17 protein-coding genes, 1 tRNA gene and 1 pseudogene are annotated in these 22140 nt (G+C 69.2%); 7 read left to right on the forward strand and 12 right to left on the reverse strand.

Going from position 1 to position 22140, the window contains the following annotated elements; genetic code table 11:
- The 5 genes from ACIQOU_RS29505 to ACIQOU_RS29525 form a co-directional block, all read right to left on the reverse strand.
- The coding region (locus ACIQOU_RS29505; protein ID WP_401541333.1) for a class I tRNA ligase family protein at window positions 1-1487 on the reverse strand (1487 nt) is incomplete at its 3' end.
- A 239-nt stretch (window positions 1488-1726) separates the two neighbouring features.
- Window positions 1727-2443 (reverse strand): thioesterase II family protein, encoded by a 717-nt coding sequence (locus tag ACIQOU_RS29510; protein ID WP_401541336.1) that lies wholly within the window; start codon window positions 2441-2443, stop codon window positions 1727-1729.
- A 104-nt stretch (window positions 2444-2547) separates the two neighbouring features.
- Entirely contained in the window at window positions 2548-3504 is a 957-nt protein-coding gene (locus ACIQOU_RS29515) for a chlorinating enzyme (protein WP_401541339.1), read from the reverse strand.
- Window positions 3505-3509: 5 nt separating this feature from the next.
- Entirely contained in the window at window positions 3510-3770 is a 261-nt protein-coding gene (locus ACIQOU_RS29520; RefSeq protein ID WP_401541342.1) for a phosphopantetheine-binding protein, read from the reverse strand.
- Window position 3771: 1 nt separating this feature from the next.
- Window positions 3772-5346, reverse strand: a complete 1575-nt coding sequence (locus tag ACIQOU_RS29525) for an amino acid adenylation domain-containing protein (RefSeq protein WP_401541345.1) — start codon at window positions 5344-5346, stop codon at window positions 3772-3774.
- Window positions 5347-5559: 213 nt separating this feature from the next.
- Between ACIQOU_RS29525 and ACIQOU_RS29530 the strand changes: the two genes are divergently transcribed.
- Entirely contained in the window at window positions 5560-7080 is a 1521-nt protein-coding gene (locus tag ACIQOU_RS29530) for a cation:proton antiporter (protein WP_401541347.1), read from the forward strand.
- 10 nt (window positions 7081-7090) lie between these two features.
- Here ACIQOU_RS29530 and ACIQOU_RS29535 read toward each other — a convergent pair whose 3' ends face one another.
- Window positions 7091-7924, reverse strand: coding sequence for an AraC family transcriptional regulator (locus ACIQOU_RS29535; RefSeq protein WP_401541350.1), 834 nt, complete (start codon window positions 7922-7924; stop codon window positions 7091-7093).
- A 67-nt stretch (window positions 7925-7991) separates the two neighbouring features.
- Here ACIQOU_RS29535 and ACIQOU_RS29540 point away from each other — a divergent pair, with 67 nt between their 5' ends.
- Entirely contained in the window at window positions 7992-8972 is a 981-nt protein-coding gene (locus ACIQOU_RS29540; RefSeq protein WP_401541353.1) for a DMT family transporter, read from the forward strand.
- A gap of 505 nt (window positions 8973-9477) precedes the next feature.
- Complete coding sequence (locus tag ACIQOU_RS29545) at window positions 9478-10293, forward strand: triphosphoribosyl-dephospho-CoA synthase (protein ID WP_401541355.1); 816 nt, start codon at window positions 9478-9480, stop codon at window positions 10291-10293.
- Between the two features lie 130 nt (window positions 10294-10423).
- Here the strand turns inward: ACIQOU_RS29545 and ACIQOU_RS29550 are convergent, their stop codons facing one another.
- Both ACIQOU_RS29550 and ACIQOU_RS29555 read right to left on the reverse strand, forming a co-directional pair.
- The gene (locus tag ACIQOU_RS29550) at window positions 10424-11884 is read right to left on the reverse strand and encodes an aminopeptidase P family protein (protein WP_401541357.1); all 1461 of its coding nucleotides are present in this window, start codon (window positions 11882-11884) and stop codon (window positions 10424-10426) included.
- A gap of 140 nt (window positions 11885-12024) precedes the next feature.
- Window positions 12025-13536, reverse strand: coding sequence for a PP2C family protein-serine/threonine phosphatase (locus ACIQOU_RS29555; RefSeq protein WP_401541360.1), 1512 nt, complete (start codon window positions 13534-13536; stop codon window positions 12025-12027).
- A 523-nt stretch (window positions 13537-14059) separates the two neighbouring features.
- On the opposite strand from ACIQOU_RS29555, the gene ACIQOU_RS29560 reads away from it, so the two are divergent.
- Both ACIQOU_RS29560 and ACIQOU_RS29565 read left to right on the forward strand, forming a co-directional pair.
- Window positions 14060-14725, forward strand: coding sequence for a bifunctional DNA primase/polymerase (locus ACIQOU_RS29560; RefSeq protein WP_401541363.1), 666 nt, complete (start codon window positions 14060-14062; stop codon window positions 14723-14725).
- A gap of 56 nt (window positions 14726-14781) precedes the next feature.
- A complete protein-coding gene (locus ACIQOU_RS29565; RefSeq protein WP_401541366.1) occupies window positions 14782-15399 on the forward strand; it encodes a hypothetical protein in 618 nt (205 codons plus the stop codon).
- 244 nt (window positions 15400-15643) lie between these two features.
- On the opposite strand, the gene ACIQOU_RS29570 is transcribed toward ACIQOU_RS29565, so the two are convergent.
- The 3 genes and pseudogenes from ACIQOU_RS29570 to ACIQOU_RS29580 all read right to left on the reverse strand — a co-directional run bounded on the left by ACIQOU_RS29570 (window position 15644) and on the right by ACIQOU_RS29580 (window position 19257).
- A complete protein-coding gene (locus tag ACIQOU_RS29570; RefSeq protein WP_401541369.1) occupies window positions 15644-16609 on the reverse strand; it encodes a DUF5926 family protein in 966 nt (321 codons plus the stop codon).
- Between the two features lie 984 nt (window positions 16610-17593).
- Window positions 17594-18254 (reverse strand): annotated as a pseudogene (locus tag ACIQOU_RS29575) (ATP-binding protein).
- Between the two features lie 190 nt (window positions 18255-18444).
- Entirely contained in the window at window positions 18445-19257 is an 813-nt protein-coding gene (locus tag ACIQOU_RS29580) for a glycerophosphodiester phosphodiesterase (protein ID WP_401541372.1), read from the reverse strand.
- Between the two features lie 293 nt (window positions 19258-19550).
- On the opposite strand from ACIQOU_RS29580, the gene ACIQOU_RS29585 reads away from it, so the two are divergent.
- Complete coding sequence (locus ACIQOU_RS29585) at window positions 19551-21083, forward strand: S1C family serine protease (RefSeq protein ID WP_401541374.1); 1533 nt, start codon at window positions 19551-19553, stop codon at window positions 21081-21083.
- Window positions 21084-21127: 44 nt separating this feature from the next.
- A tRNA-Ser gene (locus ACIQOU_RS29590) sits at window positions 21128-21214 on the forward strand.
- 228 nt (window positions 21215-21442) lie between these two features.
- On the opposite strand, the gene ACIQOU_RS29595 is transcribed toward ACIQOU_RS29590, so the two are convergent.
- Window positions 21443-21934, reverse strand: a complete 492-nt coding sequence (locus ACIQOU_RS29595; protein WP_401541376.1) for a hypothetical protein — start codon at window positions 21932-21934, stop codon at window positions 21443-21445.
- Between the last annotated feature and the right edge of the window lie 206 nt (window positions 21935-22140).

Genomic DNA, 22140 nt, shown 5'->3' on the forward strand with positions numbered 1-22140 from the left:
TGCGGGTCGAGGCCCGACTGGTCGGTGCCGGTCAGCTCCGACAGCTCGGCGAGCGAGCCGACGACCGTGAGGTGGTCGTCCTCGCAGCGCCAGATCGGCAGCGGGGTGCCCCAGTAGCGGTTGCGGGACAGCGCCCAGTCGATGTTGTTGGTGAGCCAGTCGCCGTAGCGGCCGTGCTTGACCGTCTCCGGGAACCAGTTGGTCTTCTCGTTCTCTTCGAGGAGACGGTCCTTGACGGCGGTGGTGCGGATGTACCAGGAGGGCTGCGCGTAGTAGAGCAGCGCGGTGTGGCAACGCCAGCAGTGCGGGTAACTGTGCTCGAACGACTCGTGGCGGAACAGTAGGCCGCGGTTCTTGAGGTCCTTGAGGACCGTCGCGTCGGCATCCTTGAAGAACTGTCCGCCGACGAGGTCGAGTTCGGGGTCGAAGGTGCCGTCAGTGCGGACCGGGTTGACCAGCGGCATCCCGTAAGCCCTGCACACCTTGTAGTCGTCCTCGCCGAAGGCGGGATTGGTGTGCACGAGGCCGGTGCCGGTCTCCGTGGTCACGTGGTCGCCGTTGACGACGAAGTTGGCGCCGTCCAGCGGTAGGAGGGAGAAGGGAGGGCGGTACGTCCAGTGCTCCATCTCGGCGCCCGTGAAGGTCCGGCCGGTGGTCTGCCAGCCCTCGCCGAGCGCCTTTTCGAGCAGGGCTTCGGCAACGACCACCTGCTCGCTGCCGTCTGTCGCGACGACGTAAGTGATGTCTGCACCCACCGACACGGCTGTGTTCGTGATCAGGGTCCAGGGGGTTGTCGTCCAGGCAAGGAGCGCGGCCTCGTCGGCGAGCGGACCGGAGGTGAGCGGGAAACGGACGTACACGGACGGGTCGACGACCGTCTCGTAGCCCTGGGCCAGCTCGTGGTCGGACAGGCCGGTGCCGCAGCGGGGGCACCAGGGGGCGACGCGGTGGTCCTGGACCAGCAGGCCCTTGTTGAAGATCTCCTTCAGCGACCACCAGACGGACTCGATGTACTCGGGCTCCATCGTGACGTACGCCTCGTCGAGGTCGACCCAGTAGCCCATGCGGGTCGTCAGCGCGGAGAAGGCGTCGGTGTGCCGCAGCACGGACGCCCGGCACCGGTCGTTGAACTCGGCGATGCCGTACGCCTCGATGTCCTTCTTGCCGGAGAAGCCCAGCTCCTTCTCCACCGCAAGCTCGACCGGCAGGCCGTGGCAGTCCCAGCCCGCCTTGCGGGCCACGTGGTGGCCGCGCATGGTGCGGAAGCGGGGGAAGACGTCCTTGAAGACGCGGGCCTCGATGTGGTGGGCACCGGGCATGCCGTTGGCGGTGGGCGGACCCTCGTAGAACACCCATTCGGGGCGGCCCTGGGACTGCTCCAGGCTCTTGGCGAAGATCTTCTGCTCGCGCCAGAAATCGAGCACGGCGTGCTCCAGCGCGGGCAGGTCGACCTGGGCGGGCACCTGGCGGTACTGGGGGAACGGCATCGGCGGGTTACTCCGGTGGGTGAATGCGGTTTAGCTCTCCGGAAGGTGCGGACACAAGCTCCCGCAGTACACCCTTCCTGGCCTGGAAACAGCGTGACGGGCGTTCATCTGATGACTCCCGGGCGGACTATGTGGGCTCGCCCCTCGCTACGGTCAGCGTCTGTCAGTCGACACACTGTACGGACAAGATGCCAAATCCCGGCGGGAGTTGAGTCGGAATTCGGCCACCAGGAACCACGTCACGTGGTCGGCAGACTCAGCCGACGCGTGATGACCTCCGTCAGCGCTGGAACGTTCTGTTCAAGATAGAAGTGTCCGCCCGGGAACAGGTGGAGCTCTGTCGACTGCGTTGAGTTGCAACGCCACGGGGTGAGCTGCTCCTTGGCGAAGATGTCCTCTGTGCCGCAGCAGACGACGATGTCTGCTTCCGTGACTGTCTTCCGCCCCTTGGAGAGGAAGGACTCAGAGATCGAGAAATCGGCCCGGAGAAGGTCGGCGGTCCGCTGACGCAGCTGAGGGTGCTCAAGTATCTGCGGCGAGAGGCCACCACCGGACTTGGCCGTGATCTCGAATATCTCGTCGTCGCTCGTCAACAAAGGTGACCCCGTGAAGGGAAGTGCGGCGGCACTCGGCGCTGCGTTCGCCGATGCGAACAGCAGTGAGCAGCGGCTGCCTACCGTCGTCTCCTCTAGCCTTGCCGCGAGCGCCAGCCCCAAGTAGGCACCCAGGCTGTGGCCGAAGATGGCGAACTCACCCTCGATATGGGAGACCGCCGGTAACAAGGCGTCTATGGCTTCATCGATGGACGTGACGGAGGTCTCCCGCCACCGGCGCCCTCGCCCCGGCAGGTCCAGGGGCATCGGCTCGATCTGCGGTGGCAGCGCCTTGACGAGAGGCTCGAAGAACGTGGCGGAACCGCCCGCGTGGTGGATCAGGACGAGTGGGTGAGAGGTCATGCCTTCTTCCTCCGGCGGGCCGTGTAGATCCGGCATTCGTGGTGACTCGATGGCTCCGGGGGCGGAGGCGTAACGCCAGCCGCCCCCGGAGCCGCGACGATGTGTCAGCTCAGCTGGTGCGGAATGAACTGGAAGCCCCGCTGGCTCTCCTTGGCGATGCGGTTGTGTCCGTAGTCGTCCTGACCGCCGACGAGCACGGCGCCGTACTTGTCGAGGACGATGCCGCCACCGTATTCACTGACCTCTTCGGTACCCGGGTAGATCTGCACCTGGGTCGGAACGAAGCGGGACGCGTAGCCCATGCGGTAGTCCTTCTTGCTACCGGTGTGCGGCAGAGACGCGTGCATCAGCGTGGACCAGAAGATGACGCACTCACCGGGCTTCATCACCAATGGGAACGCCTTGGACTCGTCCGGCGTCCAGTCGGGGTCCTTCTGGAGCTGCCGGTAGTCGTAGCCGAAGAAGCCCCGCTTGATGCCGTCCTTTTCCTGGGCGTTGACCGCCTCGGCGTCGTACGACATGCCCTTGGACTCGTCGTAGTTCATGTACTTGTGGGTGCCGGGCATCAGCTGCAGACAGCCGTTCTCCCTCGTGGAGTGCGTGAAGGCGGTCCAGACCGTGATGGTTCCGCCGAACGCCGGCTGACCGTCCTCCGACGGCCACACGATCTGCGGCGTGCCGCTGGCGTGCGCGAAGTTGGCCGCTTGGTGCCAGTCGGTGCCTTCGTCTCCCTGGTACTTGGGGAAGAACTCACTGCGCCAGCAGAGGACGTTCGGACCCAGGATCGAGGCGACGCGATCGACGATCTCCCGCTTGATGATGTGCTCGGACAGCAGATCGATGTCCAGGTGACGGTCGTAGTTCGAGATACTGCTCGCCTTGCCCCCGCCCTCCGGGTAGATCGCGTGGGAGCGGTCGCGGAGCTGGCGCTGGAGCGTCTTCCAGCGCTCCTCCATTTCCTCTACCTCGTAGATCTTGATCGGGCCGAGGAAGCCGTCGCGCTCGAACTGGGCGAGTTCGTCCTCGGTGAGGGCGAAGGAGGTCTGCTGATCGGTGGTCATCGGTGTCATCCTCTCGGTACGGGGATCTCGGCGCGACGTACTACGTCGGCGGCTACCTCGCTGAAGCTGTGCTCGAACAGCAGCTGCAGGTCGAGGTCGACGTTGAAGTGCTCCTTGATTCGGCTGATCAGGTCGAGGGCGAGTGCCGAGTGTCCGCCGAGGTCGAGGAAGTTGTCGTCGCCGCTGGCCTGCGCTTCGAGCAGTTCGGTCGACCAGGTGAGGACCAGCTGCTCGACGTTGTCCGGACTCGGATTTCTCTGTGTCATCTCACTCATCCGTTGTAAGCATTTCGTTCCAGGACCGGGCGACGTCGGCTCGGTCGACCTTGTCGTTGACCGTTGCAGGCAGCGACGGCAGGCGCAGGTAGCGGGCCGGATGCATGTACGACGGCAGCAGATCCTTGATGTGCCTGCGCAGGTCGGCTGCCGTCGGGGGACCCGCATCGTCACGCGCGACGAACGCGCACACGAGGCGGTCGTCGCCGGCCTTGAAGTGCCGTACCTGCACCACCGCGTCAAGCACCTGGTCGTGGCGTCGTACGGCTGCCTCGATGTCGCTCAGCTCTATGCGGTAGCCGCGGAGCTTGACCTGCAGGTCGGCGCGGCCGTCGTACACCAGGTTGCCGTCGGGCAACCGACTCACCAGGTCACCGGAGCGGTAGTAGCGGACTGCGTCACCCGTCTCCGAATCGGTGACGACGGGGTACTTCTCACTGGTGAGGTCCGGTCGGTTCAGGTATCCCTCGGTCACCTGCGGGCCGGCGAGCCACATCTCGCCGGTCTCACCGTCCGGAACATCGCGGCCTTCATCGTCGACTACCCGGACCCGGAACCCCGGCAATGCTGTGCCGATCACCGACCTGTCCGTGGCGAGATCATCGTCGACGATCTCGTGGAAGGTGGTGAAGACCGTGGTCTCCGTGATTCCGTAGCCGTTCACGAGCCGGGGACTGGCCAGCCCGTACCGCTTGGCCCACGGCCGGAACGCGGCGGGTGTCAGCTTCTCTCCACCGAAGATGACGTAGCGCAGATCAGGCAAGTCCCGGTCGGAGCGTAGGGCCGCCTCGGCAAGGGCTGCGAAGGCCGTAGGTGTCTGATTCAGGACGGTGATGCCCTGATCGACCACGACGTCGAGGCACTTGTCCGGGGAACGCGCGGCCCAGTGCGGCAGAATCACCAGTTCGGCGCCCGTGGTGAGGGCTCCCCAGATCTCCCAGACGGAGAAGTCGAAAGCGATCGAGTGGAAGAGCAGCCACCGGTCCTGGGCGGTGAATCGGAAGACGGCCTGTGAGGCCGAGAACAGGGCGGCGGCATGGCCATGCCGCACCGGTACGCCCTTGGGGGCACCGGTGGTGCCCGACGTGTAGATCACGTAGGCGGTGTCCTGTGCATCTACACGCCGGGCGGTTGATCGCTTTGTGGCCTGCTGGGCCAACTCGGCGATCTCCGACGGGGTAATCACGGTGGGGACCACCCCGTCGTTGATCCCCTCGCCGGGTTCGCCGATGAGGGCCGTGGCCCCACTGTCGGTGATGATGAAGGTCTTCCTCGCCGGAGGGTGCCGGACGTCCAGTGGAACGTACGCAGCTCCTACCTTGAAGATCCCGAGAATCGCAGCGATTGCCTCAGGCCCCGGGGGCATGCGCAGAGCGACACGGGCTCCGTGGCGCACCCCCTTTTCCTGAAGCAACCAACCAATCGCGTCTGACCATGCATCCAGCCGACGATACGAATATTGCTGACCGTCGGCGGATAAAGCAATGCGATGCGGATGGGTGGATACCGAGTGACCGAATGAGGCTAACAGATTCGCTTCGGCCGATAAGGCGGTGCTCGTTTTCACCGCGGAAAGCCCCCCTCCGGTTGTGAGTTGGAGATCCCGAGATAGTTTCTCGGTTCAATCGGTGCAACGGAGAGCAACTTAGGTGGACTTCTGGGTAGCCAGCAAGCGGTTGTGTTCTTGATCACATCGGATGGACTAGGTTGCCTGACCTGCGGTTATCTCCTACGTGCACGGCCTGGCAACTGTCTAAATGAGGAAGGGAGTTGGCGAAAAATGCATCATTTAAAGTCCGGGGAGGGTAAACGGTGGCGAGTCCAAACCGCCTTTCTTCTGGCTGGCGTCGTGCCTCTTTCGCTGGTCATTGCTATCTCGGTGTCGGTCGGCCGTGAGCCTGCACAAGGGGAACGTGCTGTTCCGAAGGAGGCATTTCTGGACACGGCTGGCCACTTCTTTCTCGGGGTTGCAGCGGTTCTGCTGGCGTCTCACACAGTGGGATTTCTGGCAACCAAGTTGGGCCAGCCGAGAGTCACCGGCGAGATAGCCGCGGGCATCCTCCTCGGTCCTTCCTTCCTTGGGGCGCTGGCGCCCGATGCAACCGGACGGCTCTTTCCTGAGAGCGTTCTCCCGATGTTCAACGGACTGGCTCAGCTCGGTCTCGTGCTCTTCATGTTCGGGGTGGGACAGGAACTCGGGTCCATGCGCTTACGTGGTGCAGCCAGCCAGGCCATGGTGATCAGCCAGGCGTCCCTGTTCGTCCCCCTGGCCGCTGGTGTCCTGGTCGCACTGCCGCTCGTGGACCAGTACATGGACCATGGAGTCCGCCCGGTGGCCTTTGTGCTGTTCGTGGGGTGTGCGCTGAGCATCACCGCCTTCCCCGTGCTCGCGCGTGTCCTGAGCGACCTCAGAATGTCCCGGACACGGCCCGGTCAACTCAGCCTGTTCGCTGCCGCCGTTGGCGACGGCGGCAGCTGGCTGGTCCTGGCCGTGGTCCTGGCCCTGTCGCACGGGACCGACCCGATGTCGGTCCTGGGCAGAGCCTTGGCGGTGGTGGCCGTGACCGTCGTTTTTGTCGGGCCGCTGCGTCGGCTTGTGGCCCAGTGGGCCGACCGTGTGCCCGGCGTGGCAGGGGCGCCGGCCATCACTCTGTTCCTCGTGGCCGCCGTGGGGGCCTCCTCGGCCCTCACCGCTGCCCTGGGGATTCACCAGCTCATCGGCGCCCTGCTCGTCGGACTGATTTGGCCACGCGAGCACAGAGTTGCCATCGCCGCGGTGGCTCCCTTGGCGTCCACGGCCAAAACCATCCTGCTTCCCTTCTTCTTCCTGGGGTTCGGCCTCACCGTGGACCTGCGGTCCCTTCACCTGGACGGCAGGGCCGGCATCGTCCTGCTCTCTCTGCTGGCGGCCGCCACAGCTGCGAAGATCACCGGACCCAGTCTGGCCGCACGGCTCACCGGGCTGCCCTGGCGGGAGTCGTTCACCGTGGGCGTCCTGCTGAATGCGCGGGGCCTGACGGAACTGGTGGTGCTCCAAATAGGCTACGAAGCCCGGCTCATCAACGAGGAACTGCTCGGCCTGTTGACCATCGTGGCCTTGGCCACCACGCTCATGACCACTCCTCTGCTCAGACTCACCGGGGGCCTGCCCGACAGGCTCCAGGACCCTCTTCCGCTGCCGCACGACACGACCGCATCGGTTGCCGAGGCGCCCGTTGACGCGGTAGCCGCCAAGGGAGTTGGCGACAGATTGGGATCAGCGTCCGACGGCGCGTCCCACAGGGCCGGCGGGAGCACGTGAGTCACCGGGCTCACTGCACTGAGCGCTGATAAGTACCCGGTGTGATGCCGTAAGTACGCTTGAACCAGCGGTTGAAGTGTGCCTGATCCGCGAAACCCGACGCCGCCGCGGCGTCGGCGGGCGACATGCCGCCCGTCAGCAGACGCCGCGCCCGGCGGAGGCGCAGGAGGCGCTGGTAGTCGCTCGGCGCCATGCCGTACTCCGCCAGAAAGGCTCGGTAGAGAGCGAATCGGCTGCAACCGGTGGCCAGAGCCAGGTCATGCGCCGATACGGATTCGAGTAGCGCCTCGTCCAACACGGCACGAGCCCGGTGGGCGGCCCGGCGCTGTCCCGCTCCAGCCAGAGTGCGCAGTCGCGGAGCGCGGGTCGCGCCGCGTTCCGCCATGGTCAAGACAGCTGCGGTCAGAAGCTCTTCCCGTACGAGATCGCTGGCGGAACCCAGTAAGGAAGCGTGGAGGCGCTCCAGTGCGCCGGTGGGCACCGGATCGGTCAGCACTGGGCGTACGAACAGCGGCATCGCTCGTGAGCGGCCGTCGGAGGCATCAGCGAGGATGTCGTGGACCACGGAGGGGCCGATGTGCACGATCCGGTAGTGATAGCCCAACTCCACCGCCGCGTGGCCGTCATGCACTTCGTCGGGATTGAAGGCCATCACCATGCCGGCGGCGCTGGTGTGGTCCGCTCCGCGACAGCGAAAGCTCTGGGCGCCCGCGTCGGTTATGCCGAAGGAGTAGGTGTCATGGCTGTGCCGGGAGTACTCGTGATCGAGGAAGTGCGCATGCATGGCCTCCAACGGACGAATGCTGTCCCGCCAATACCGCACCCAGTTCTTCCCCGTTGCCATAGCCCCATTGTGACTCGCGCACCAGCGTTCAAGTCAGACGGGGCATGGCCTCGACAGAGTCTGATCCATGGGAATGTGGAGAGGGGCTGGCAACCCGTACCTGCTGCTGTTGACGACCATGGTGCTGTGGGGGGCCTCATTTTCGAGCTCCAAGGTGGTCGTGGAGAACGTTCCGCACTCCGTGGGTGCTCTCCTGCGGTTCGGGGGCGGTGCCATCGCCCTGCTGGTGGCCGTCTGGTTGTTCGACAGACGTGAGACGCCGGTCCCGGCACGCAATGCCTGGCTGGCGGGGGCCGCAGGTGTGCTCGGCGTCTTCGCGTACAACGGGTTCTTCTTCTGGGGGCTGTCGCTCGCTCCGTCTCTCGACGCGGGCATCCTGATTCCTGTCATGAGTCCTGTACTCACCAGCACGTTCTTGCTGGTCTCCGGGAAAGAGAAGGCGACCTGGGCACGTGTCTTGGGCCTTGGCCTCGGACTTACCGGCGCAGCGATCTTCTTCCTGGGCGCCGGTGGCAGCACGGAAGGCGGGTCAGACCGCCTCTTGGGTGACGCGCTGTTCGTCCTCAGCGCGGTGTGCTGGGCGGCGTACACACTCGTGGGGCCCCGTGTGATGGCCGGAATCGCACCGCTGCGTGCCACCACATACGCGACCTGTGCAGGCGCCGTGATGCTGGGCGTCCTCGCGGTCCCCGACATGGGCAAAGTGGAGTGGACCGAGCTGCCGTCCAACGTCTGGCTGAACGCTGTGTACCTGGCAGTCGGTGCCGCCGCGGTGGCCAACCTTCTCTACTACCGGGGAGTGAGCGCCGTTGGTCCGGCGAAAGCCTCGCTGATGATGTTCAACGTTCCTGTAGTCAACACGCTGTGTGCCACGCTCATCCTCGGTGAGTCTTTTGGCTGGCTTCAGGGAACCGGGGCATGTGTGCTGCTCGCTGGAGCTGCTATTGCTATGAGTCAGGGCAAACTGCCTAGGCGCTCGTCCGCTCGGGGCAAGCATGGATCTACTCCTGACCAGAGCGCTGCTCGGGAGAGCGATCTGGCGAAGTGAGGGCTGCTCAGTAGCCCGAGCGGCCACTGTCGCAACGTCAGTCCGAGCTCTGACTCGGTGGTGGGCGAGGGCCGGCGCGGTGGGACATCCTCGTCAGGAACTCGCAGATGTGCCTCCAGCGGGCACATCCAGGGCACAGTGCAACGGAAAACACCACGGACCAGTGAGAACTACCGAGCATAGTTTTCCCTGGTCCGCAGTGTTCTCGGGACGAACCCGCAGGTCCCCCCCCACCCCCTGTCATTTGATGCTGAAGTTCCGTGAGGGCGCCCCGCTCATGGCGGTGTGAAAGCGCCAACGGACCGGTTTCCGGCCAGACTTCAGCTTTCTCAGCATTCACAGCTCACGCTCACCTTCACCCCAAGCGCCTGACGGCCTCCGTTCGTAGCTTCCCTGCGCATGACGGGACATCACCAGAAAACGATCATCACCGGGCGCCGTGCGCGTTCGGCGCCCCCGGCGAGCACCGGCGACGTTCCCCCCTCGGCCTCGGCGTCCTGACGGCATGACCGGAGGCGAGGACGAGAAGCTGGCGTGGGCCGCCGTCGGCGCGCTCACCGGGCAGCTGGCCCTGGCTCCCAAGCCGGGCCTGCCCGACCCGCGCGACCTCGGCGCCCGCGTCACCCGGCGGGACCACCTCGCCCTGCGCTGGTCGGCCAAGGCGTTGGCGCCCGGCCTCGCGGCGATGGCCGCCGCCGCCCGCCGCACCGGTGAGCCGACGGTGCGGCTGCGGGCGGAACTCGGCGCGATCGGCCGCTCCACCGAGCACGCGGTGGGTCTGGCGGGCGGCGGCCACCGGGGTGCCCTGTGGGCGCTCGGGTTCCTGGTCGCGGCGGCGGCGCTCACCCCGGGTCTGGCGGTGCCGGACGTGACCGCGAACGCCCGGCGGCTCGCCGCGTTCACCGACCGGGGCGTGCCGCGCAGGCCGTCACGGGGTTCGACGATCTCCGTGAAGTACGGCGCCGCCGGTGCTCGCGGCGAGGCACGCGCGGGCTTCCCGCACGTCCGGCGGGCGGTGACCGCGCTCACCGCGGCCCGCGCGGCCGGTGCCACCGAGGCCGAGGCCCGCCTGGACGCGCTGCTCACCGTGATGTCGACGCTCCAGGACACGGAGCTGCTCCACACGGCGGGCCCGGCCGGGCTGCGGCAGGTGCAGGCGGGCGCCCGGGGCGTCCTGGAGGTGGGGGGAACGGCGACGGAGGCGGGCCGCGCGGCCCTGCTCGCCCTCGACGCCGATCTGCACGCGCGCGCGTGGAGCCCGCGGGGGAGTGCGGGCCTGCTGGCGGGCGCCCTGTTCCTGGACGACGTCACGCCAGGTTGACGTTGGGTGCCCTCCTCAGAGGACGACGAATGGCCGGGCACGCACCTGCTGCCCGGCCATTCGTCCAACCGTCGCCCTTAAGGCGGACGATCTGTCCCCCAGGTGAAACGCGCGCCCTTAAGGAGGGCCGTCAGCCCTTGAGCAGTGCTGCCATCCAGGCCTCGACCTCGTCGGAGGCGCGGGGCAGGGCGGCGGAGAGGTTCCGGTTGCCGTCGGCGGTGACGAGGATGTCGTCCTCGATGCGCACGCCGATGCCCCGGTACTCCTCGGGCACGGTGAGGTCGTCGGCCTGGAAGTACAGGCCGGGCTCGACGGTGAGGACCATGCCCGGCTCCAGCGTCCCGTCGACGTAGGACTCCACGCGCGCGGCGGCGCAGTCGTGGACGTCCATGCCGAGCATGTGCCCGGTGCCGTGCAGCGTCCAGCGGCGTTGCAGTCCCAGCTCCAGGACCCGTTCGACGGGACCCTCGACGAGCCCCCACTCGACGAGCCGCTCGGTGAGCACGCGCTGCGCCGCGTCGTGGAAGTCGCGGTACTTGGCGCCCGGCCGGACGGCCGCGATCCCGGCCTCCTGGGCCTCGTGGACGGCGTCGTAGATCTTCTTCTGGATCGGCGTGAAACGGCCGTCGATCGGCAGCGTGCGCGTGACGTCGGCGGTGTAGTAGGTGTGCGTCTCGACGCCCGCGTCGAGCAGCAGCAGGTCACCGGCGCGGACCGGGCCGTCGTTGCGGACCCAGTGCAGGGTGCAGGCGTGCGGTCCGGCGGCGGCGATGGTGCCGTAGCCGATGTCGTTGCCGTCGACGCGGGCGCGCAGGAAGAACGTCCCCTCGATGTAGCGCTCGCTGGTCGCCTGCGCCCGGTCGAGGACCTTGACGACGTCCTCGAAGCCGCGCACGGTCGAGTCGACGGCCTTCTGCAACTCGCCGATCTCGAACTCGTCCTTGACGAGGCGGGCCTCGGAGAGGAAGACGCGCAGTTCGGCGTCGCGCTCGGCGGTGACCTTGTCGGTGAGGGCGGCCTCGACGCCGGCGTCGTACCCGCGCACGACGCGGACCGGGCCGCTCGCCTCGCGCAGTGTGCCGGTCAGTTCGCGCACGTCGGCGGCGGGGATGCCGTAGAGCGCCTCGGACTCGGCGAGGGAGTGGCGGCGGCCGACCCACAGCTCGCCCTGCCCGGAGAGCCAGAACTCGCCGTTCTCGCGGTCGGAGCGGGGCAGCAGGTGGATCGTCGCGCGGTGCCCGTCGGCGGTGGGTTCCAGGACCAGGACGCCGTCCTCGGTCTGGTTGCCGGTGAGATAGGCGTACTCGACGGACGCGCGGAACGCGTACTCCGTGTCGTTCGAACGGGTCTTCAGGTTGCCCGCGGGGATCACCAGCCGCTCGCCGGGGAAGCGCGCGGAGAGCGCGGCGCGGCGCACGGCGGTCTCGGCGGCCTGCGCGATCGGCTCCAGGTCCCGCAGCTCGGTGTCGGCCCAGCCGGACTTCATGTTCTCGGCCAGCTCGTCGGACACGCCCGGGTACAGGCCGTTCTTGCGCTGCTTGATCGGCTCCTCGGCCTCGTCCGGGGTCTCCGGGGTGAGCTCCTCGGCCACGTCATCCTCCTCGATACGGCGCGGGACCCGCCCCCGGGTTCTCGGCTTGGCCCGGGCAGGGGGACCCCTCCCACATCGTACGGTTGTGCGGAAAGCGGGCGGGAGGCTCTGCGGGCCGGTCTGCGGCCCGGTCTGCGGGCCTACTCGAAACGGGCCGCGAGCAGCACGACGTCCTCCGCGTCGTCCGCGTCCGCGAGGCCGTCCGGCAGCATCGCGCGCAGCACGTGCTCGACGATCGCGTCCGGGTCCTGGCGTACCGACCTCGGCACCCCGGCCGCCGCCGCGTGCAGCCGGGCGAAGGCGCGGTCGGTGGCGTCACCGGTGCGGTGCAGCAGGCCGTCGGTGTACAGCAGAACCGTCTCTCCGGGTGCCGCCTCCAGTTCCACGCCGGGCGCCTCCCAGCAGGCCAGCATGCCCAGCGGCGCGGACACGGACGTCTCCACGAACTCGGTGTGCCGCTCGCCGAGCAGCAGCGGCGGGCAGTGTCCGGCACCGGCCAGCGTGATCCTGCGCAGCGCGGGCTCGCAGTAGGCGAACAGTGCGGTCGCCGACCGGGCGGGCTCGGTCAGCCGCAGCAGCAGCTCCAGATCGGAGAGAACGGCGACGGGGTCCTCGCCCTCCATGACGGCGTAGGCGCGCAGCGAGGCCCGCAGCCGGCCCATCGCGGCGACCGCGCTCGGCCCCGAGCCGGTGACCGCGCCGACGGCCAGGCCCAGCGCGGCGTCCGGCAGCGGCAGCGCGTCGTACCAGTCGCCGCCGCCGCGCGGCCCGGTGCGGTGGCGGGCCGCCAGCTGGACGCCGGGCACCCGGGGCAGCCGGGAGGGGAGCAGTTCCTCGGCCATCGTCGCCATGCACGCGCGCGTGCGCTCGACCTCGACCAGGCGGGCCAGGTGCACGCCCGCGTACCGGGTGTACAGCCCGGCCAGGTGCCGTTGCCGCTCGCCGGGTTCGGCGGGCTCGTCGTAGAGCCAGACGGCGGCGCCGACGCGGTCGCCGGGGCCGGTGCCCAGCGGGAGGGCGTAGCTCGCCGCGTAGCCGAGACGGGCGGCGACCTCGCGGTGCCGGGGGTCGAGGCCGTCCTCGGCGAAGAGGTCGGGCGAGGCCAACTCGGCGTCCGCGTCCGGGAGTCCGTCGAGGATGCGGCCGAACGGCATCGCGCTGCGCGGCACCGTCTCGATGTGGCCGAGATCGGCCCGGCCGAGGCCGAGACCGAGGGTGGTGGCGGGGCCCAGGCCGTCGCCGGGTTCCAGGACGACGAGACCGCGCCGGGCGCCCACCAGGGCGGCTCCGGCGCGCAGCAGTTCGGTCAGGGCCTCGTCGAGGGTGGCGGTGCGGGCCAGTCGTTCGGTGAGTTCGTGGAGGGTGGTGAGGTCCGAGACCCAGCCGGCCAGACGGTCCTGGAGGAGGGCTCCGGGGGCATGCGGTCCAGTGACGGGAGAGGCGCCCGGGGCGGTCGGCGACGGCGCGACAGTGTGTGCGGGCGAGGGAACCGTGGCATCGATTCCGGCCACTTTCGAGGGGTGAGGGGCGTTCATGGTGTTCGGCTTTCCGACCGGTGCGTTTTGCTCAAAAGCATCGCAAACCCCCATGTCATTCTGCGCCGCTGGCAGTGTCTCCACATGTACACGCACTCGTGAGGGGATGTCCAGCATTGTCCTGCCGGGATTCCTGGTGTCCAAGGGGTCTGCGGCGAACTCTTACCTCATTGCAAAGTTGGCTTAAAACTGCCTCGGGTTACGGGGTATTGCGGTCGACTGGCCTAGCTCCACAGAGCGTCACACCGGTCGCGATGGGTACGTACTCGGAGAAGACACAGGGGTGGTCGACCGCCACCCGGAACCTGGTGACCGACCCGAGCGTCCTAGCCATCGACGACCGTGCCCCATCCTCCCGTGGCGGAGGCGAAGAGCCATACGCGCGACGGCAAACGCCAGACTTCGCCACCCCTGCGCCACGCCCATGCTTGTGATGGAAGCGACGACGGCACAGCAAGCACGGCACGACGGTCGAGGCCGCCGCGGACGCGGCCGATGTTCGACCCCTGGGGTTCCCTCCGTCCCGGATGTCATGGACAGGGGTGTGATGCGCCAACAGGTACGCACAGTCCAGTGATCGACACATGGTGTGAAGTGGCCCACGTGTTGCCAGCGGTGCAACGGAAAGGAACGAGCGCTCATGCGCGAGATCCTCGGAAGGCGACGCAGGCTCCTGTCCCGGCGCGGCGGCGGGAGGCCTGAGTTGATCAGCGCGGCCCTGACCATCGCGACACAGTGGCAGTGGCCCGTACTCCCGGGTGTGCCGGCCGACCCCCAGGGTCGTTCCCGCTGCACCTGCCCCGACCCCGAGTGCACGATTCCCGGTGCGCACCCCTTCGACCCGGCGGTCCTCGCGGCCACCACGGACGAACGCATGGTGCGCTGGTGGTGGACCAACCGGCCCGCCGCGCCGATCGTCCTGGCCACCGGCGGCCGCGCCCCCTGCGCGGTCAGCCTGCCGGCGGCCGCCGCCGCGCACGCCCTCGCCACCCTCGACGCCCAGGGCATCAGAGTCGGCCCGGTCGTCGCCACGCCCAGCCGCTGGGCGATCCTCGTCAAGCCGTACTCCCTGGAGCAGCTCGGCGCGCTGCTCTACGCCCAGGACTGCGTGCCGCACTCGCTGCGCTTCCACGGCGACGGCGGCTACCTCGCCCTCCCGCCCTCCGAGACCGGCGAGGGCGAACTGCGCTGGGAACGCGCCCCGCTGCCCGGCTCCGCCTCCCCCTGGGTGCCCGATGTCGAGGCCGTGGTGGACGCCGTGGTCGAGGCCCTCACTCGTACGGGTGTGAGCGCGCCCGAGTTGTAGGCGGGTCCGGCGCGCGCGGGGCGGCGGGTCCGCGCGCGGAAGTTATCTTCCGTCCCATGAACCTTCGTCTGCTCGGCCTCGCGGGCGTGGTGGTGTGCGCGGTCGCGCTGCCGCTGGCCGTGGCGTCCGCGGGACAGGTCGGCGACAAGGACCGCGCCGCCGCGTCCGCCCCCGACGGCCACCCCCGTGCGGGCACCTCCGCCAACGAATCCACCGACGGCTCCGTGAGCGATCCGGCGGCCCGTGCGGGCGGCCAGGGCGCCCCCGGGGACGCCAAGCCCACCGCCCGCTCCTCCCCCACCTCGCTGCTGCTCGGCCTCGGCCTGGCCACCGCCACCCGCTGCGGGCCCGAACTCACCGCCCCCGAGGGCATCGAGGCGCAGACGTGCGTGCTGACACAGGGCGACGAGTCCTGGGCCCGTGCCTACTACCGCAACGCGACCGGGGACGCCCTGGACGCCGTTCTCAGCCTCATGGGGCCCGACGACCACACCGTGCGCACGAGCTGCGCCGTGGGGGCCGGGGACGACCCGGGGACGTGTGAGACGCCCAGGGAGCACAGCCGGGGCGGTCTGGACGCGTACACGGCCGTCTCGGAGTTCACCACGCGGGGTGGGCGGGGGCCGCTGCTGCTGCGGTCGGGGAGCAACTCCGGTTCCGCTACAGGGAGTTGACCGACGGCGGCGTTCCGTCGAGGGAACGCGGGCAGAATAAGACCCGGTTGCTGGCGACGGGGGATGCACCAGCAACCGGGCTATTGGAACGGTAACAAGAGATCGGCGGTTCGCAAATTCGATCCGGGCTTTCCGGTCACGGATCTGCTTGTGACAACGGGGACTTGTGACCGGAGTCACCGATCTGGCCCAACGCCGTACGACTGACCGACGAGTCAGCTGAACGGCGTCCCGTCGCCGGCCGTCAACTCAGCGTGACCTGGCGGTTGGTGAGTCCGCCCCGCGCCCGGCGCTCCTCTGCGGTCAGCGGCTCGTCGCTCGCGAGCGCCCCGGCGAGCCGCTCGGCGAACTCGGCGGCCGGCTTCTCGATCTCCTCGGCGCCGACCCCGCTCGGCAGGTCCCAGACCGGCACGATGAGCCCGTGAGCGCGGAAGGAACCCACCAGACGGGTGCCTTCACCGAGGCTCGAACGGCCCGCCGCGTGCAGCCGCGCGAGAGCGTCCAGAAGCCGCTCCTCGGGGTGCGGCATGACCCAGCGCAGGTGGTTCTTGTCCGGCGTCTCGCACCAGTACGCCGCGTCCACCCCCGTCAGCCGCACCGTCGGGATGGCCGCGGCGTTGGCCCGCTCCAGGGAGGCGGCGACATCCGGAGTCGCGTTCTCCGCGTCCGGCACCCAGAACTCGAACCCGCTGTGCACAACTGGCTCGAACGCGCCTTCCGGCTCCAGCAGATCCTGAAGCCGCGGCCCCTCGGCGGGCGCGCGACGCCCCTGCACGGGGGAGCCGGGCGCCGCCTCCAGCGCCCGCTGCAAGGTGTCGGCGAGGTCGCGGCTGATGTCGCCGGACGCCGTGTCGTTCTGGAGGCCGAGCAGGACCGAGCCGTCGTCGCGGCGCAGGGCGGGCCACGCCATCGGCAGCACGGTGGCCAGCGTCACCGAGGGAACGCCCTCGGGCAGGCCGCCCTTCAGGGGCAGTTCGACGGTCGCCGCCGGCACCAGCTCGCGCAGCGCCACCCAGTCGCCCTCGCCGGGCAGGCCCTCGAACGGCCGCTGCACCAGCTCGGTCACCGCGTGCGAGGCGGCCCGGCCGTGACAGGCCTTGTACCGGCGGCCACTGCCACAGGGGCAGGGCTCGCGCGCGCCGACGACCGGGATCTCCCCGTCCGTGAGCTGCGGGCGCTTGGCCTTGGTCTGGGGTTGCTTCTTGGCCATCGTGGCTGTCTCCCGATCACGGCTCGTCCAGATACGCGGGGAGCCTAGCCGCTCCCGGCGGCCGCGACGGAGCCTGTGGATAACCGGGGGAGGGTCGGGGCAGCCCCTAGTGGGGCGGCGCCGCCGGGGGCGGGAGGCGGACCGGGGGCGGCTGGCCGTCGGTGCAGCCCCCTAGTGGGGCGGCGCCCCAATCTCTACACAGGGCGGCCGCGTGACGCACGCCCGGGAGCACTGGCCGCGTCCCGCCGTCGGCCACCTTGCCCGACCCGTAGTACCCGTAGCACCCGTGATCCCCGGCGGGCCGAGCGCCGAGGGCCCGTCGCGGAGATGCCATCGGCCTCGTAGGACCCGTAGCCCGAGCTGCCGGGCCTTGCCTGGTCCGGGTCTGCCTTCGCGGCCGGGGAGTTCGCGGACCCCGTACGACCCGTAGCCCCAGCCGTCGCGCCTTGCCTGGTCCGGGTCGACCCTGGCGGCCGGGGGAGCCCATGGGCCCGTGCGGCCCGTGGCCCCGCCTGCACCGGTCTGGTCGGGTCCGCTTTCGTGGCCGGGGAGTTCGCGGCCCCCGTGGGACCCGTAGCCCCAGCCGCCGCGCCTTGCCTGGTCCGGTCCCGCCCGTGCGGCTGGGGCGCAGCCCCGTAGCCCCAGCCGTCGCGCCTTGCCCGGTCCGGGTCGACCCACGCGGCCGAGGGAGCCCATGGACCCGTACGACCCGTGGCCCGCTTGGCCCGGCCTGGTCAGGGCCGCCTTCGTGCCGGGGGAGTTCGCGGCCCCCGTACGACCCGTAGCCCCAACTGCCGTGCCCTGCCTGGCTCGGGCCCGCCCTTGCGGCCGGGGAGCCCGCAGCCCCCGTACGACCCGCAGCCCCCGTACGCCCGTGATCCCAGCCGCCCGGCGCGGCACGCCCCCTCGGGGCCCTGCTCCCGCCCGGCGCGGCACGCCCCCGGGGACCTGTTCCCGCCCCGCACCCGGCTCGCCCGGCTGTTCTCAGCTCAAGTCGTCGAACGCGTCTGCGAAGTCCAGGGTGGGTGGGTGGGCCGGGACTGTGGCCAGGGGGCGGGGTGACGGGGCCGTGACGCGCGTAGCGAAGTCGTCCCGGCAGTGCCCCGCATCCGGATCGTGGACGTCCTTGTGGACCAGCACCCACACCGTGACCTCGCCCCGGGTGTCGTCGCGGACGCCCCAGTCGTCGGCCAGCGCCGTGATGATGTTCAGCCCCCGGCCGCCGTGCGCGGTCACCGACGGGGTGGCAGGGGCGGGCCGGGTCGGGCCGCCGCCGTCCGTCACCTCCACGATGAGCCGCCCCCCGTGGTCGACCTCCCACGCGGCGCGGACATCACCGTCGCCGGACAGCGCGTCGCCCAACGGGCGCCCGTGCTTGCACGCATTGCTGAGTAGTTCGGAAAGAATCAGAACTGCGTCGTCGATGACCGTGTCCGACACCCCGCCGACGCGCAGCTGTTCGCGCATCCGATGTCTCGCTTCCCCCACGCCCGCAGGCCCATGAGCAACGGCCATGCTCGACGACGTGGGCACCTCCTGTGCCACCACCAACGCCACCCCCGAGACCTCCTTCGCCCCCACGCCACGGATTGGATGCCCCACCCGCCTGTGCCGGAAACCGGCCGTCGCGGGTCCGGCGACGCATTCAGCACGTTCGAACACTCACCGAACGCGCCGGGGCACACCCTGTAGCCGTATGGCCGGTTTTCGACCCATGTCCGGGATCGGAGGATCTCCGTGGACGCCGGTACGGGTCAAGGTTTTTCCTGGGGTTCTTCACAGGTCTTTACCAGTGGACGCCGAGGCCGCGCCGGGTGTTCGGCCCGGCGCGCGGATCAGCGGCCGAGACTGCGCAGCACCGGTCCGGGCCGGTTGGTGATGATCGCGTCGACGCCGAGGTCGACGCAGAGATCGACGTCCTCGGGCTCGTTCACGGTCCACACGTGGACCTGGTGGCCGGCCTGCTTCAGCCGTTCGACGTAGGCCGGATGACTGCGCACGATCCGCAACGAGGGGCCCGCGATCCGGATGCCGGCCGGCAGCCGCCCGTCCCGCAGCCGGGGCGAGAGGAACTGCGTGAGATAGACCGTCGGCAACGTCGGCGACGCGCCCCGCACGCGATGCAGCGAGCGCGCCGAGAAACTCATCACCCGCACCGGCGACTCGGCGGCCGAGGCGGGCGCGTCGAGGCCGAACCGCTTCAGGAGCACCAGGAGCCGTTCCTCCACCTGCCCCGCCCAGCGCGTGGGGTGCTTGGTCTCGATGGCCAGTTCCACCCGCCGCCCGGCGTCCGCGACCAGCTCCAGCAGCCGTTCCAGGGTCAGAACGGAGGTGTCCGCGCGGTCGTCCGAGCGGAACTCCCAGTCCGGCGCCTCGTCGCGGGCCTTCCAGGAGCCGAAGTCCAGGGCGGCGAGGTCGGCCAGTTCCAGCGCCGAGACGGCACCGCGGCCGTTGGACGTACGGTTGACGCGGCGGTCGTGGACGCAGACGAGGTGTCCGTCGGCCGTCAGGCGCACATCGCATTCGAGGGCGTCCGCACCGTCCTCGATCGCCTTCTTGTACGCGGCCAGGGTGTGCTCGGGAGCGTCTTCGGAGGCTCCGCGGTGAGCGACGACTTGAATCCGGTGCTGCTGTCGTGCGTGGGTCACCGCGTCATGGTGCCACCGCGAGGCGAACGGTGGGCGGCCGAAGGGCGTCGGTGGGCGATCGGAGGAATCCGAATTGCGCCAATTTGACGCTTCGTGACCTATATAAGGGATGGCCCCACACCCACAGGCCCCGCTTATGGTGCCCTGACGGCTCATGGGAAAAGCTGACGGCATACAAAAGGACATGCACAGCAGGACATGCACAGCTGCATCGCGCCGGGCCCCAGGCCACCGTGAACGAGCGTGACCGAGTGCGACCGAGAACAAACAGCCGTGGATCGAGGAGAGAAGCTGTGAGCACCGAGAACGAGGGCACCGCGGTACCACCCGCCCCGTCCGCACCCCCCGTGCCGGTGGACGCTCCCGCTGCCTCCGCACCCCAGGAGCGCACGGCCCCCGACGGGGGCGCCCCCACGACCCCGATCCCGCCGGTGCCCCCGGGCGCCCCCGCGACCCCGCCGCAGGAACCGGCGTACGGCGCCACGCGCGCGTACGCGGGAACCGGCGCGGAGGAAGCGCAGGCCGGGCAGCAGGCGGCTCCGCAGGGCGCGTTCGGTGGCCAGAATCCGCCGGCGCACGACACTGCGAACCCCCAGGGCGCCTGGCCGCCCCCGGCGCCCGCCACGCCCGCGTACGGCGACGCGGGCGCGGGCGGCGGTGACGTCTGGGGCGCGGCCTATCCGCAGGAGCCGGCGCCCAAGTCGGGCCGCGGGCGCGGCGGTCTGGTCGTCGCGATCCTGGTCGCGGCCCTGGTGGCCGGCGGTCTGGGCGGCGGCCTCGGCTACACCCTGGCCAAGAACAACGACGGCGGAAACGGTTCGACGACCGTCTCCTCCTCCACCAGCGGCGGTTCCGTCAAGCGCGACGCGGGCACGGTCGCGGGCGTGGCGGCCAAGGCGCTGCCCAGCACGGTCACCATCGAGGCCGAGTCGAGCAGCGGCGAGGGCGGCACCGGCACGGGCTTCGTCTTCGACACCCAGGGCCACATCGTCACCAACAACCACGTCGTCGCCGACGCGGTGGACGGCGGCAAGTTGACGGCCACCTTCCCGGACGGCAAGAAGTACGACGCCGAGGTCGTCGGCCACGCGCAGGGCTACGACGTCGCCGTCATCAAGCTCAAGAACGCGCCGTCGGACCTCAACCCGCTGACCCTCGGCAACTCCGACAAGGTCGCCGTCGGCGACTCCACGATCGCGATCGGCGCGCCGTTCGGGCTGTCCAACACGGTCACCACGGGCATCATCAGCGCCAAGAACCGCCCGGTCGCCTCCAGCGACGGCAGTGGCTCGAACGCGTCCTACATGAGCGCCCTCCAGACGGACGCGTCGATCAACCCGGGCAACTCCGGCGGCCCCCTCCTCGACGCCCAGGGCAACGTGATCGGCATCAACTCCGCGATCCAGTCGACCGGCAGCGGCGGCCTCGGCGGCTCCAGCCAGTCCGGTTCGATCGGCCTGGGCTTCGCGATCCCGATCAACCAGGCCAAGTACGTGGCCCAGCAGCTGATCCAGACCGGCAAGCCGGTGTACGCGAAGATCGGCGCGTCGGTGTCCCTGGAGGACTCCTCGGGCGGCGCGAAGATCACGGAGCAGGGCGCCAGCGGTTCCGACGCGGTCGAGTCGGGCGGGCCCGCCGCCAAGGCCGGGCTGAAGCCGGGTGACGTCATCACCAAGCTCGACGACCGGGTCATCGACTCCGGGCCGACCCTGATCGGCGAGATCTGGACGCACAAGCCCGGCGACAAGGTCACGATCACCTACGAGCGCAGCGGCAAGTCCCACACGGTCCAGCTGACGCTGGGCGCCCGCGACGGCGACGGCTGACCCGTTACTCTTGTCCCCGCGCCGCTGATCACCGGCGGCGCGGGGGAGGCGTGCCCGAGCGGCCGAAGGGAACGGTCTTGAAAACCGTCGTGGCAGCGATGTCACCGTGGGTTCAAATCCCACCGCCTCCGCAGAGCCCGTAGTACACGCAGACACTTGGGGTGCCCCTCCCGGGAGGGGCACCCTTTTTGTGTGAGAGCCGTCTCAGCCTGGTCCCGCCCTGCCGCGTTGCGGATCAGCGCGTGTGAACCAGGCATGCACCAAGAACCGACGGCGTGAGGCCGCGGAACTTGGAGATCCGACGAACGCGCAGCGTGCAAACGCCGGAGCTGCTGCCTCCGAACAGAAAGAAGCCGGGGTCAGCCACCGACGACGTGATTTTCGATGAAGTCCCGAAGCAGATTCCCTGAAGGGAAAAGCGTCAGTGAACGGAGCACACCTGAATCTCCGTCGTACATCAACGTGGCAACGGTCGAGGACGACGATTCGACTCTCACCGAAACCTCGTACTCATCGCCCCTGGTAGCGGTGTCATCGAGATCGAAGCGGACCGCGCCTTGCTCCTCGGGGCCTGCCATCCACACCTCGACTACACCCCGGCAATAGTCCCGCACTCCCGGCGGTGGCGTGCGCAGCTTTGACAGCAGCCGAGGGACCGCACGCTTCGCACCCAGAAGTTCCAGGTGGTCGAATTCTCCCTCAGCGCCGAGCCGAACCAGACCTGCCAATCCAGTCTCGTCATCAAACTCCAGAGCTGGACCCCCAGAAATGGACGATGATTTCACGAAGGACAGTAGCGCCACGTCCACTTCTGGATCGTAGCGAATGTGGCAATCTACGCGGCTTGTCATATGGATTCCCCCCCCAGGCTCCCAAGTGGTGATGCTAGCGACGCCAGGCCGTCACGCAGGAGCCGTTTTTGGATGATGCCTGGTCGAAGTGCCGCTCGATCTAATTCGCCGACGGTAGCCTCCAAGGCCCGTTCAGTCCGTTCGTTCGAGCGTTGCTGGTTGCTGCTGATCGCCTGGGCGTAGAAGTGGAACAGGACGGCGATGCT

The organism is Streptomyces sp. NPDC091279, from assembly GCF_044757465.1.
Taxonomy (GTDB): domain Bacteria; phylum Actinomycetota; class Actinomycetes; order Streptomycetales; family Streptomycetaceae; genus Streptomyces.

Coding starts and splice junctions, on each gene's coding strand:
- ACIQOU_RS29510 (WP_401541336.1), bottom strand. CDS start 2,443: ATGACCTCTCACCCACTCGTCCTGATCCACCACGCGGGCGGTTCCGCC.
- ACIQOU_RS29515 (WP_401541339.1), bottom strand. CDS start 3,504: ATGACCACCGATCAGCAGACCTCCTTCGCCCTCACCGAGGACGAACTC.
- ACIQOU_RS29520 (WP_401541342.1), bottom strand. CDS start 3,770: ATGACACAGAGAAATCCGAGTCCGGACAACGTCGAGCAGCTGGTCCTC.
- ACIQOU_RS29530 (WP_401541347.1), top strand. CDS start 5,560: ATGCATCATTTAAAGTCCGGGGAGGGTAAACGGTGGCGAGTCCAAACC.
- ACIQOU_RS29535 (WP_401541350.1), bottom strand. CDS start 7,924: ATGGCAACGGGGAAGAACTGGGTGCGGTATTGGCGGGACAGCATTCGT.
- ACIQOU_RS29540 (WP_401541353.1), top strand. CDS start 7,992: ATGGGAATGTGGAGAGGGGCTGGCAACCCGTACCTGCTGCTGTTGACG.
- ACIQOU_RS29545 (WP_401541355.1), top strand. CDS start 9,478: ATGACCGGAGGCGAGGACGAGAAGCTGGCGTGGGCCGCCGTCGGCGCG.
- ACIQOU_RS29555 (WP_401541360.1), bottom strand. CDS start 13,536: ATGCTGGACATCCCCTCACGAGTGCGTGTACATGTGGAGACACTGCCA.
- ACIQOU_RS29560 (WP_401541363.1), top strand. CDS start 14,060: ATGCGCGAGATCCTCGGAAGGCGACGCAGGCTCCTGTCCCGGCGCGGC.
- ACIQOU_RS29565 (WP_401541366.1), top strand. CDS start 14,782: ATGAACCTTCGTCTGCTCGGCCTCGCGGGCGTGGTGGTGTGCGCGGTC.
- ACIQOU_RS29570 (WP_401541369.1), bottom strand. CDS start 16,609: ATGGCCAAGAAGCAACCCCAGACCAAGGCCAAGCGCCCGCAGCTCACG.
- ACIQOU_RS29595 (WP_401541376.1), bottom strand. CDS start 21,934: ATGACAAGCCGCGTAGATTGCCACATTCGCTACGATCCAGAAGTGGAC.